Raw genomic sequence first — 12,011 nt, forward strand, 5'->3', positions numbered from 1 at the left:
CCATTTAATCCATTAACTTAGCATTAAAAAGCAGTAAAGCACAAAATAAGTTCAATCAACAGCATGCTGAAATTAGAGGACAGCTACATCCACAAAGGCCAAAGGAAATCACTGGTAAAAATTCTGGAAAGGAAGGGTATTATGGACAAAAAAGTACTGGATGCAATCGGTACGGTACCCCGTCATTTTTTCTTTGATAGTGCTTTACACTCTCATGCCTATGAGGATAAAGCTTTTCCTATTGGAGAAGGACAGACCATCTCCCAACCTTTTACAGTAGCTTTCCAAACGGAACTGCTCCAGGTCAATCCTGGGGATAAAATATTAGAAATAGGGACTGGTTCTGGGTACCAAGCTGCCATCCTTTATTTATTGGGGGCGGAAGTGCATACCATTGAATACAATAAAAAGCTCTACGAAAAGACCAAAAAGTTTTTGCCTAAAATCGGAATAAACCTTAATTTCTATCATGGAGATGGATCTTTGGGATTGACTGAAAAAGCCCCCTTTGATAAAATCATTGTCACCGCTGGTGCTCCTGTAGTACCTAATAGCCTCCTTAAACAATTGAAAATTGGAGGAATTCTGGTCATACCTGTAGGAGACCGAAACAGTCAAAAAATGATGAAGCTGGTCAAAAAGACTGCCAGACAGGTTACCCAAGAAGCTTATGACAATTTTGCATTTGTCCCTTTACTGGGGGAAGAAGGATGGTGAAATCAAAATATAATTCTATAACAACTTATTTCAATTTGTTTTATAGAAAAAATATTTTGTATTTTCGTAAAAAATATAATTAAAATGGGAAAGGTTAAAAAAGTACAGGAATCAGAAGTAATCATGACCGAAATGGTGTTGCCCAATGACACCAATACCCTTAACAACCTTATGGGCGGTAAGTTGATGCATTGGATGGATATCGTTGGTGCCATTGCAGCACAGAAACATTCCAACCGCATCGTGGTTACAGCATCTGCTGACAATATCTCTTTTAAACATCCTATTGCCCTCGGAAATGTCGTTACCCTAAAGGCCCAAGTTACCCGCTCCTTTAATTCTTCCATGGAAGTTTACATTGAGGTTTGGGCAGAGGATATTCCGGCCAATACCAAAACAAAAACCCATAGGGCATTTTTTACCTTTGTGGCCGTAGATCAAAACGGCAGGCCTATTGAGGTTCCAAAATTGGAGCCTAGCAATGAAGAAGAGCAAGAGCTATTTGATGGGGCCTTGAGAAGAAGACAGCTCAGACTGGTTCTTGCCAAAAGAATGGATCCAAAAGACGCTGTGGAACTTAAGTCTATCTTTGGGTTTGAAGAAGCCATAGAAAAGAGGTCCTAAAAATCCTAAATGTATCTCTACATCTTAAATTTACAATTCTTTTTTAGCTGAAATGAGTCTCTGAAGGTTGTTTTCAGATATAATTTTGATCATTTTAGCCCTATGGAAGAAATGGACTTAAATAAACTGGGCTTATTTATGGATGAGGAAATTTTCCTTATTCCAGACGATGCTAAAGAACTTTTGCTCGCTAATAAATTTAAAAATTACGGTGAGGATCTTCCAGAAGAAACCGCAATGGTTAGCGAACCAACTCCTACCCTTTCTGACATAGAAAACAACTCCAATAATGGCCAAGACAATGACATCATTACCTTGCCTTATGAAGGTGATTTCGAAAAAGGGCTATTGATAATCTATCAGGGAGAGGAAATGTCTGAGGACATCAAGGCCTTTTTATTGAAGATTTTACGGGCCGTCTCTTATTCCCTAAAAGACATTGGGCTGGTTTCCTCTGTTCAATTGTCCAGTTTTCCTCCAACTGCCCTTAACCAACTCAACGCTCATAAGATTATTGTCTTTGGGCGGTTAAGCCACCCAATTATCAAACTTAAGGAAGCAAACTATGAAATCACTGCTGAAGGAGATACAGAATATATCTTTGCAGATGACCTTCCTGTGATCTTTGAAGATGAAAATCTCAAAAGAAAATTATGGAAAAGCCTTCAAGCCTTTTTCAACATCAACAAATAAGCCTCAAATACAACCTCATAATAATGGATAATGCACATCAAATTGGAACATTAAAAAGATTCAGGGCCATCAGTTATGCCGAGGGCATTTCCTATCTCTTACTATTGTTCATCGCCATGCCTTTAAAATACACCATGGATATGCCCTTGGCCGTAAAATATACAGGTTGGGTCCATGGAATATTGTTCATCGTTTATGTTTATGCTGTTTTCCCAACTCGCAGAAATTTAGAATGGACTTTTAGAAGGACACTATTTGCACTAATCGCCTCCGTTTTACCTTTTGGTCCGTTCTTATTCGATAGAAAGTTGAGACAACAGGAGAAAGAGCTGCGCGCTTAATCAAAATATTTTGACTTAAAGTGATTGATAAGAAAAAGCATATCTATCCTATCAGTAGGGGTTTGAGAAGATACCTTATCAAATACGGAAGGGAAGTGGACATCCCTGTCCATTACAAAGAGCTACTTCGGTATGTGAGCTCAATTTCTCTATATGATTCAAAAGGCAATGACACCTTATGGGAAACGGTTTTTTATAATGAACATGACCGGGTAGACATCCACTATAACCTAAAAAAGATCTACGCCATTCTAAAAGCCGAGGGCGACATGAGTGTGATGGAGCACTTGTATGTGGACAGGGTGGATCTTTGTACTTATGGCAACACCCAACCTTTTAGGATTCGGGTCGTCAATCGCATTAATGACAACTTCGATTATTTCTACGTAAAAATTGCTGATGCTTCAAGAGTTTATGGGCTCGAATTGGAACATTTGCTTTCTCCTAATAGGATTAGCTATGTGGTTTATCAGGACACGCTGATCGAGGAGCATATTGCAGGCATACCTGGCGAGCAGTTTATGCGTCAACACATCCATGATCCATTGCTGAATCCAATCAGAATCTCCAAGGAATTCGTCAAATTCAATGAGCGCTGTTTTGTAAGGCTTCTTGGCGATATGCATTCCTCCAACTTTGTGGTGGATGTGACCCCTGATTTTGAAGAAGTCCATTATCGGATCAGGGCGATTGACTTTGACCAGCAGTCTTATGAAGGAAAAAAATCTGTTTATCTCCCCCAGTATTTTAAGCAAAACAACACGCTGATACAATTGGGAATCAAACACATTACACCAGAATCCATGGCCCAATACCAAAGGGAGGAAAGGGCCTTGATTGCTTTCCGACTCAAGACATCCACCAAAGAGATTGAAGATATCCTTCACAGCATGGAACGGGACATCATTTCTACCAGAGATAATGTTGAAAGTCTTAAACAAGATTTGGCCAAACACTATAAAACTTCCGTATTCCTAAACTGCAATAATATGGGGGAAATCCTAAGACTGAGTCTGAGACAGGTACTCTACAAATAAGAATTTAATCCGATCCCTGAATAATTCAATTTTCAGAACTTTTTACCTATTCTAATTCTAAATTACAGTTAAAACCAAACATTTTTGAACCATACTATGTTATAAAGACGTAATATTTTATAGATCTTGGCACAGTATATGATTGAAATTAGTTGTCTCAAAGGCAAGTTAATGAATCATCAATTGCCTTTGATTTGATGCCTAAACCCGAATAAGTCGGAGCCAGGTATTTTAATTTTATTACGGATTACATTAGATAACTTTAAAACTACAAAACCATGATTACTACAGAAAAAAGAGTATTCAAGAAATTAGGTTTTAACGAAAACGAATCTGAAAAAATCGTTGACTCTTTAAATAAGCTATTAGCGAATTACCATGTTCATTTTCAAAAGTTGAGAAACTTCCATTGGAATGTTACTGGTGGTGATTTCTTTGATCTACACGAGAAATTTGAAGAGCTATATACTGAATCCTTTGAAAATATCGATTTGATCGCCGAAAGAGTCAGAGTATTTGGTATGACTCCATTGAGTTTGATGAAGGACTATCTGAAAGCAGCAGAAATTGAAGAGGTAGGAACAGATCTTGCTTCAGACGAAATGGTGGTGGAAGTCTTGAAGGATTTTGAAATTCTAGCTGAAAATATGAATGAATGTGCTAGTAAAGTAGCAGACCTTGGTGATACAGCCACTGAAGATATGCTTATTGGAATGATCAAAAGCATTGAACAACACCACTGGATGTTGACATCTTTCTTGAAGAAATAAAACTAGAAATATTAAAAAATCCCCGACCAATTAATTGGTCGGGGATTTTTTTTATGCCCATAATCAGCACTATCATTAGGCAGCGTTTCTAGCTGCATTGATAATACCAAACATGGTTCTCAAAATTAATTTTTGAAGCACTGCATTTTCCTTTCCTGAATCCAACATCTCCTGAATAGCATATTGTTGGATGGTAATCAAAGGCAATACAATTTTTTCCCTAATGGCAATAGAGTTCCTGCTCACTTCATTATCTTCCAAAAGAGAATCCATATCTGATATCTCAAGGATCTTATCTAATGACCGCTTATATTCCTCATGCATCAATTTCCAAAAATCCCCATAGACCTCATTGTCTTTCAAATAAGCTGTGGAAGGGTAGAATGATTTGGCCAGTGATTGCATGGAGTTCCCCATAAGTGATCTAAAGAACAAAGAATCCTGATAAAGTTTAATCACTTGATCTTTTTTGCCTCTTTTTTCCATTTCGGCAATAGCTTTACCCACACCGTAAAATCCTGGAATATTCTGTTTCATCTGAGCCCAAGAACCAACAAAAGGAATGGCACGAAGATCTTCAAACTTCATCCCCTCGCCTTTACTCCTTTTCAATGGTCTTGAACCAATATTGGTCAAACCAAAAAATTTCAAAGGCGTTACTTTTTCTAAATATGGAACAAACTGAGGATGGCTCTTGAATTCCTTGTAAGCCTGATAACTGATATCAGCCATCTCATCAATCAGAGCTCTTTGCTCATCTGTCAACCTGTTTTCTACTGTAGGATATAGGTGATTTTCAAGCCCAGCACTTAGCAGTTGCTCCAAGTTATAAGTACAAGAAACTGGCTTACCATAATTGGCACTAATGGTTTGTCCCTGAATGGTCACCTGGATTTCTTCGTTTTCAACTTGATCACCAAGAGAAGCATAGAAATTGTGCATATTTCCACCACCTCTAGCAGGAGGTCCTCCTCTACCGTCAAAGAAGACAACGCTGATTTCATATTTGCGGGACATCTTAGTCAATTCTTCCTTGGCTCTTAAAATAGACCAGTTAGCCCTAATGTAACCACCATCTTTGGTTCCATCAGAGAAACCAAGCATAATGCTTTGCTTTCCTCCTCTGGCCTTCAAATGGGCCGCATATGTTTTATTGGTGTAAAGCTGCTCCATGATTTGAGGAGCTGCAGCCAAATCATCAATTGTCTCAAACAAAGGCACAATATCCAAGGTCAAATCACCTTTTGGAGCAAGGCTCAGTTTATTAAGCTGATAAACCTCCAAAATGTGTAATGCAGACTGACAATTGGAAATAATATATCTGTGAAGGCCTTCTACACCATTGTTGTCTTGCACGTAGCTAATCGAGGAAATACTTTCCAACATTTCCTGATGGAATTCATCTTTCAATGATTTTGGACTAGGCAACTTCTTGTATCCTAAAATCTTTTTGATCTTTTCTTCCTCGGAAGATTCTTGAAATTTTTCCAGCGCATCAGTACCTTCCGTCACCTCGATGATCTCCGCCCAAAGGGCATCATGCTTACGGCTGTCCTGCCTCATATCCATAGAAGCGAAATACAAACCAAAAACATTGACCTTCAGAATAAATTCATCCAGTAAGTCAAGGAAAAGACCATCATGCGATTCAATGATGATTGATCTGGCTTTCAACAATACATCCAGCAATTCTTCCTTGGATTTGTAAACCTTTTCTCCACCGTAGAGTGTCTTATAAATCCCCTTTTCCGCTTCCAACATCAACGGTTCTACACCTTTGAAAGTCAATCTTCTTCTCACTTTTCTGACATCCCTATACAAACATCTTAAGATAGTTTCCTGCAGCTTGTCAGACACACTCATCGTGATCTCATGAGTCACAAATGGATTACCGTCCCTATCGCCTCCCGGCCAAAAGCCGACTCTTAGTAAGTTAGGGTTGTCCCACTCATGCAATGGAATTTCCAATCTTCTTAATACCCTTGAAAGAATATCCGGAATGCTTTTATAAAATACGTGCTCCAAGAACCAACATAAACTTACTGCCTCTTCATAAGGTGACGGTTTTTCTTTGTTGATGAACGCTGTTTTGCCAAGCTGTCTCAGCAAAAGGTCAATACTTCCTAAATCATTGTTTCTTATGGCTGTTTCTAAATCCGTTATGATCGCCAATACATTGCCCGGATAAAATTGGGTTGGGTGTGCGGTCAATGTGAGGCGAATGGAAAAGGTTCTAAGCTTATTGATCAGTTCCTCTTTCTTTTTGTCATTTTCAGCTCTTGAAATCAGGGCATTCATCGTCCCCTTGCCTTTCACATCATTGATTTTCTCAAAGGCCGCATCCTCAATAGAGTCAAACAAGACCACTTGCCGCTCAATATATTGGACCAATTGAAAAAGTAAGTTATGTTTCTCTTTGGTAGAGTTGGAAGACATCATGCCTTCAAAAAATGTGTTAATGATCTCTTTGGGGGTCTTCCCTTCACTGAATCCATTTTGACAGGCAGATGATAAGATGGGAAGCAGTGTCCCAGTCCTGTATATGTCATCAAAAGGTAAGTCTAGAAATAAACTGTTGTAAATGGTAAACCGCTTGGCTACCTCAGTTTGGTAGGTATTTGACATGGTTTAAAGTAATGTTTATTTAAAATTTTAAATTAATCAAAATATGTCGAATTAAAAACATATTGATGAAAAACACCTCAATTTACAGCGAAATATTCATAAAATCAGCGTTTTCATTGATTATTAATCAAAAATCTAGCCATTTTTTAGATAATTCTTCATTTTAAAACATTTTTTATACATTTATAGAAATCCATTTTTATTCCGTCCTAAAACATTTTTAGGTTTTTAATTCAATGCACTTTTATACTCTAATGCCTTACTGATCTATCCCCAATCTGAAAATATTCCTTAACTTCATTCACTAAACTTTAAATTGAAAATTGTGAAATCACTTTACACCCTTTTATTTTGCCTGATCATGTTGAATCTATATTCCTGTGGCAAAGCCAGCAATGAAGAAAAAACAAATGAAGTTGCCGAAGCTTCACAAGTCCCTTCTATTCATTTTTGGCTAGGAACCTATACCTCTTCTCCAGAGCAAGGAATTCACCTGATCTCTTTTAACCCTAATAACTACCAGTTTGATTCTTTGTTATTGGAATCTGACATTAACAACCCATCTTTTGTAATTACCAATAAAAAAGGGGATTTGATTATTTCCGTTCAAGAAGAAGGCGGTGAAGAAGGTGGCAGTGTTAGATCTTTCAAATATGATTCAAGCAAAAATGAAACAAAACTAATTAGTACTAGCTCTACCTTAGGAAGTGGGCCATGTTATGTCACTTTAAGTCCAGACGAGTCTTATGTATTGGCGGGGAATTATGGTAGTGGAGATTTAGTAGCAATCCCTATTGACCAAGATGGTAATTTGGATAAAGCCGCCCAAGAAATCAAGCATACTGGTTCTGGTGTTAACAAAGACAGACAATCTAGCCCACATGTCCATAGCTTGGTCTTTCATCCCAATGGCGAGCAAGTGTTCGTCAGTGATCTTGGAACGGACAAGGTAAACATTTATGATTTTGACCCTTCCCAAGAACAGCCACTTAGCCCCTCTTCCCCTGCCTTTTTTGAAGTAAAGTCTGGCTCAGGCCCTAGACATTTGGTTTTTAATAAAAACGGAAAAAAAATCTACCTGATCCATGAAATGACTTCCGAGGTCGGTTTGTATGACTACGATATGGAAAATGGAAAAATCACCAATGTTGATACTTATCCCTTGACACCCCAAGGCTTTAGCGGTGCCAAGGGAGCAGCTGAGATCAGATTATCCAAGGACGGAAAATTCCTTTATGCCTCTAACAGGGGAGATTCCAATGAAATCATTGGTTTCAAAGTTGACCCAAGCACTGGTACATTGAGCAAAATACAAACTATTAGCTCTGGAGGTGAGACCCCTAGGAATTTTGCTTTATCAGATGATGGAAAATTCCTATTTGCTGCCAACCAAAATTCCAATACCATCTTAGCTTATGAGCGAAATCCAGATTCCGGCATCATCAAACAAGTAGGAAATGCTTTCACCATTCACAAGCCTGTTTATTTCTTTCTGACAAAGTAATGAACTAGCAACTTAATATAGAAACAAAAAACTGTGCTAGTTGTTCCATTTTAGAAATAATGAACTTATTCGTAATTCTTGGTAAAATGAAACATTTAACACCTCGTATTTACCATCTATCTATTAAAAACAGTATAAAAAATTATTTTAAAAGGGTTCAAAAGATAAAATACTGTTGCACAATCAGTAAGCTTAATATTTTATGAATATTATTTTATCATTATTTGTCGAAAAAATATTTTCTTGAGATGCTTATAATGTAAAAACTATCACTACCTTTGGCTTATTAATTTCTATTATCATTTATTATTATTATCATGAACACAGGAAAAGTAAAATTTTTTAATGAATCTAAAGGATTCGGTTTTATTATTGACGACGAATCTTCTAAAGAGTATTTCGTACACATCTCAGGATTGGTAGACGAAATCAAAGAAGATGACGATGTGACTTTCGACCTTAAAGAAGGAAGAAAAGGTCTTAATGCAGTGAATGTAAAGTTATCATAACATATAGCATTTAATGACATTACCGAAAGCTGCTTAAATTTTAAGCAGCTTTTTTGTTTATATACTCCCCCAAGCCATTGAAGGATTATAGAGGATTTTGCCAGAAACAATCTCAAGTGGAGACGTTACATTATTGTGATAAAGCTGACCAGTCCCTAAGCCTTGCGGCATATAAACATCATAACTGGCTGTCAATTGTGAAATGGCATTCAGTCCAATATTGCTTTCCAAGGCCGAGGTCATCCACCAGCCAATCCCCATGCTCTCTGCCAAACTGATCCACTCACGGGTATCCCTTATCCCTCCAACCAAAGTGGGTTTGAGAATAATGTATTGCGGATTGATATGCTCCAAAAGCTTTCTTCTATCCTCCTTAGTGTATATCCCTATCAGTTCTTCATCCAAAGCTATATCCAGCGGACTCTCTTTACATAACCTTTTCAACTCATCCCTTTGGCCAGCTTTAATAGGTTGCTCGATGCTGTGAAGATCAAATTCTGCCAGTCTCTCCAATTTATCCATTGCCTCCTGAGGGCTAAAGGCACCATTGGCATCTACCCTTAAAGTAATTTGCTCTGAGGTGAACCTCTCCCGAATAAAACCCAACAGCCTACATTCCTGCTCAAAGTCAATTGCCCCAATTTTCATTTTAATACAGGAAAAACCAAGCTCCAGCTTTTCTTCTATTTGTTTGAGCATAAATGATTCATCCCCCATCCAAATCAATCCATTGATGGGAATTGGCATATGCTGACTGTAAAAATCATTTTTCAATATTTGCCTTTTACCGCCATGAAACAAATCTAGTAGTGCCGTTTCAAAAGCAAAGCGAATACTCGGATGGGCATCCATTATATAAGCCTTGCAAAATTCAAGAATACCAGCTTCAGACCAGTCAATTTCTTTATCGGACAACCCATTTGTATAAACCTTCAGGATACTTTCGAAATCCGAAACATCATCCACACTTAATTTTGGAAGTGGACCGGCTTCCCCCCAACCTTCCAATTTCTTATCTCCTGGAAAAGTTACTTTTATAAAAAATGAATTCTTCTTACGCAACACCCCTCGGGAAGTACCTGCATCGAATTTAAAATCAAGTGTGTGCTTTAAGTACTTTGACTTGACCTTGACAGTATTATCCAGTTTTTTATTCATCTCCTAATCGTAAAAACTTATATTTGCAGTCCGAAAAGACAAAGCTACAGGAAAAGTAAACATTTCCCCATTAGGCTTGTCAAAGAATACCATCTTATTGAAGTACACTTACCGCATGGAAAGCAGGCCAGAAATCAAACTATCAGACTATCAATACGAACTACCAGATGATCGCATTGCCAAGTTCCCTTTGGAAAAAAGAGACCATTCCAAATTGCTCCACTTTGAATCAGGGAATGTCGAACATCATCGCTTTTATGAGTTGGCAGAACTCTTGCCTCAAAACACCTTGATGGTCTTCAACAATACCAAAGTCATTCCTGCAAGATTGATTTTCCAACGCACTTCTGGAGCAAAAATTGAAATCTTTCTCTTGCAGCCCGTAGCACCAAGCACCGTCATCAACGACATCATGGTTCACCATGGCCCTGTAATCTGGCAGGCGATGATTGGTAATTTGAAAAAGTGGAAAGATAATGAGTTGTTGCTTGGAGAAATTGAAGTCAGCAACCAAAAGGTGAAAATTGAAGCTAAACTGGTCGATAGAGCATCAAGGTCTGTAGAAATTTCCTGGGATGGAAGTCACATTCCTTTTGCCAGCATTGTAGAAGCAGCAGGTGAAGTCCCGCTTCCTCCTTACCTGAACAGAAAGGCAACTGTAGCTGACAAGCCCAGATACCAGACTGTGTATTCCAAAAAAGAAGGAGCAGTAGCTGCTCCCACCGCCGGCCTTCACTTTACGGAAGAAGTTTTAAAAAACCTAGAGCAAAAAGGTATCCAAACGGATTACCTTACACTTCATGTAGGTGCTGGCACATTTCAGCCTATCAAGGACGAAATCGTATCCAATCACCCTATGCATAGTGAGCAAGTGGTAATCCGTAAGGAAAACATCATAAAATTCCTTCAACAGAATGGCAATATAGTAGCAGTTGGAACAACTTCCATGAGGTCTTTGGAAAGCATATACTGGTATGGTGTAAAATTGCTTAACGATAACAATAAGCAATTCCTCATCCCAAAATTATTCCCCTATGAAAAACATACCAAAGCTGCTTCTCTCAAAGAAAGCCTAACCGCAATCCTAAACCATATGGAGGCTGAAAAACTAGATGAAATTACGGGCAGTACAGAAATTTTCATCATGCCAGGTTATGAGTTCAAAGTTTGTAATGGATTATTGACCAATTTCCACCAACCTGGATCCACGCTTATATTGTTAGTCGCAGCATTTACAAAAAACCAATGGAATAAAATATACAAAGAAGCCCTGTCCCAAGAATATAGATTCTTGAGCTATGGTGATAGCAGTTTACTTTGGAACCATAAAAGACCCTAAGCTCCGGCACCCAACTTATTGATCCCATGAATGAGTTTCTGATAGTAGGTTCTTCCTACAGGAACTTTTTCAGTCTCAATAGTTACTTCCTTCGGTGAAATGGTCGTGATCCGATCCAACCTTACCAAGTAAGATTTGTGAATCCTTACAAATTCATCTTCAGGCAAAATGGCTTCAAACTCCTTCAGGATATTACGAAGAGAATAAACCTTTTCCTTAGTGACCAAGGTAGTGTAATTACCGTCTCCCTTCAACCAAAGAATGTTTTTGAATTTTACTTTTCGTAAACATCCTTTGTCACGTACAAAAAGAGCGTCTTTGATCAAAAGTTCTTCGTGTTCCGAGTGGTGGTTCTCTAGTTTTGAGTCTTTTTTATTCATTGCAATCCCGTGATGATAGATAGTTTCTCCCATAGTTATTTTGTTTTGTTGGAGAGGTACATTAAAAACTTAAATTGATAATATTATTTATTATTTAATCCTTAAATATTTACAAAAGGAGGTTCTAATTATTAAAACTTTCCTGATTTACTTTTACAAATTCTCATTCAAAAACAGGTTCAAAAATGTTAGACCTTATAATCTTAATTTCTCCTCCTTTACAAACTTACATAAATATAAACACAATATACATATTTATGTATTTAAAAATCATTTTTTTTAATAAAAATCAAAAAAACGGCCTGACACCTTAA

Annotated in this window: 12 protein-coding genes; 9 read left to right on the plus strand and 3 right to left on the minus strand. The window is 37.8% G+C overall.

Going from position 1 to position 12,011, the window contains the following annotated elements:
- Positions 1 to 63 precede the first annotated feature (63 nt).
- From JL001_RS19410 to JL001_RS19435, 6 genes are all read left to right on the plus strand, one after another.
- Entirely contained in the window at positions 64 to 717 is a 654-nt protein-coding gene (locus JL001_RS19410; RefSeq protein ID WP_200979168.1) for a protein-L-isoaspartate(D-aspartate) O-methyltransferase, read from the plus strand.
- A gap of 84 nt (positions 718 to 801) precedes the next feature.
- Positions 802 to 1,341 (plus strand): acyl-CoA thioesterase, encoded by a 540-nt coding sequence (locus tag JL001_RS19415; RefSeq protein ID WP_200979169.1) that lies wholly within the window; start codon positions 802 to 804, stop codon positions 1,339 to 1,341.
- 111 nt (positions 1,342 to 1,452) lie between these two features.
- Positions 1,453 to 2,034: a hypothetical protein gene (locus JL001_RS19420; RefSeq protein WP_236252907.1), complete on the plus strand. Its 582-nt coding sequence runs from the start codon at positions 1,453 to 1,455 to the stop codon at positions 2,032 to 2,034.
- Between the two features lie 23 nt (positions 2,035 to 2,057).
- On the plus strand, positions 2,058 to 2,375 hold the full coding sequence (locus JL001_RS19425; RefSeq protein WP_200979171.1) for a DUF3817 domain-containing protein: 318 nt from the start codon (positions 2,058 to 2,060) through the stop codon (positions 2,373 to 2,375).
- A 20-nt stretch (positions 2,376 to 2,395) separates the two neighbouring features.
- Complete coding sequence (locus JL001_RS19430; protein WP_200979172.1) at positions 2,396 to 3,412, plus strand: hypothetical protein; 1,017 nt, start codon at positions 2,396 to 2,398, stop codon at positions 3,410 to 3,412.
- A gap of 278 nt (positions 3,413 to 3,690) precedes the next feature.
- Complete coding sequence (locus tag JL001_RS19435; protein WP_200979173.1) at positions 3,691 to 4,182, plus strand: Dps family protein; 492 nt, start codon at positions 3,691 to 3,693, stop codon at positions 4,180 to 4,182.
- Positions 4,183 to 4,257: 75 nt separating this feature from the next.
- Here the strand turns inward: JL001_RS19435 and JL001_RS19440 are convergent, their stop codons facing one another.
- Positions 4,258 to 6,807, minus strand: a complete 2,550-nt coding sequence (locus JL001_RS19440; RefSeq protein WP_200979175.1) for a phosphoenolpyruvate carboxylase — start codon at positions 6,805 to 6,807, stop codon at positions 4,258 to 4,260.
- Between the two features lie 361 nt (positions 6,808 to 7,168).
- Between JL001_RS19440 and JL001_RS19445 the strand changes: the two genes are divergently transcribed.
- Both JL001_RS19445 and JL001_RS19450 read left to right on the plus strand, forming a co-directional pair.
- On the plus strand, positions 7,169 to 8,311 hold the full coding sequence (locus JL001_RS19445; RefSeq protein WP_200979177.1) for a lactonase family protein: 1,143 nt from the start codon (positions 7,169 to 7,171) through the stop codon (positions 8,309 to 8,311).
- A gap of 317 nt (positions 8,312 to 8,628) precedes the next feature.
- Entirely contained in the window at positions 8,629 to 8,820 is a 192-nt protein-coding gene (locus tag JL001_RS19450) for a cold-shock protein (protein WP_186756632.1), read from the plus strand.
- Between the two features lie 57 nt (positions 8,821 to 8,877).
- Here the strand turns inward: JL001_RS19450 and JL001_RS19455 are convergent, their stop codons facing one another.
- Entirely contained in the window at positions 8,878 to 9,978 is a 1,101-nt protein-coding gene (locus tag JL001_RS19455) for an o-succinylbenzoate synthase (RefSeq protein ID WP_200979179.1), read from the minus strand.
- A 115-nt stretch (positions 9,979 to 10,093) separates the two neighbouring features.
- Here JL001_RS19455 and JL001_RS19460 point away from each other — a divergent pair, with 115 nt between their 5' ends.
- Positions 10,094 to 11,317 (plus strand): S-adenosylmethionine:tRNA ribosyltransferase-isomerase, encoded by a 1,224-nt coding sequence (locus JL001_RS19460; RefSeq protein WP_200980564.1) that lies wholly within the window; start codon positions 10,094 to 10,096, stop codon positions 11,315 to 11,317.
- Here JL001_RS19460 and JL001_RS19465 read toward each other — a convergent pair.
- Positions 11,314 to 11,697 (minus strand): LytTR family DNA-binding domain-containing protein, encoded by a 384-nt coding sequence (locus JL001_RS19465; RefSeq protein WP_192011752.1) that lies wholly within the window; start codon positions 11,695 to 11,697, stop codon positions 11,314 to 11,316. The two genes, JL001_RS19460 and JL001_RS19465, sit on opposite strands and share 4 nt — an antisense overlap.
- Between the last annotated feature and the right edge of the window lie 314 nt (positions 11,698 to 12,011).

The organism is Echinicola sp. 20G, assembly GCF_015533855.1.
Classification (GTDB): domain Bacteria; phylum Bacteroidota; class Bacteroidia; order Cytophagales; family Cyclobacteriaceae; genus Echinicola.

Bases quoted from the DNA above. Each gene is read 5' to 3' on its own strand.
- JL001_RS19410 (WP_200979168.1), top strand. From the start codon at position 64: ATGCTGAAATTAGAGGACAGCTACATCCACAAAGGCCAAAGGAAATCA.
- JL001_RS19415 (WP_200979169.1), top strand. From the start codon at position 802: ATGGGAAAGGTTAAAAAAGTACAGGAATCAGAAGTAATCATGACCGAA.
- JL001_RS19420 (WP_236252907.1), top strand. From the start codon at position 1,453: ATGGACTTAAATAAACTGGGCTTATTTATGGATGAGGAAATTTTCCTT.
- JL001_RS19425 (WP_200979171.1), top strand. From the start codon at position 2,058: ATGGATAATGCACATCAAATTGGAACATTAAAAAGATTCAGGGCCATC.
- JL001_RS19435 (WP_200979173.1), top strand. From the start codon at position 3,691: ATGATTACTACAGAAAAAAGAGTATTCAAGAAATTAGGTTTTAACGAA.
- JL001_RS19440 (WP_200979175.1), bottom strand. From the start codon at position 6,807: ATGTCAAATACCTACCAAACTGAGGTAGCCAAGCGGTTTACCATTTAC.
- JL001_RS19445 (WP_200979177.1), top strand. From the start codon at position 7,169: ATGTTGAATCTATATTCCTGTGGCAAAGCCAGCAATGAAGAAAAAACA.
- JL001_RS19450 (WP_186756632.1), top strand. From the start codon at position 8,629: ATGAACACAGGAAAAGTAAAATTTTTTAATGAATCTAAAGGATTCGGT.
- JL001_RS19455 (WP_200979179.1), bottom strand. From the start codon at position 9,978: ATGAATAAAAAACTGGATAATACTGTCAAGGTCAAGTCAAAGTACTTA.
- JL001_RS19460 (WP_200980564.1), top strand. From the start codon at position 10,094: ATGGAAAGCAGGCCAGAAATCAAACTATCAGACTATCAATACGAACTA.
- JL001_RS19465 (WP_192011752.1), bottom strand. From the start codon at position 11,697: ATGAATAAAAAAGACTCAAAACTAGAGAACCACCACTCGGAACACGAA.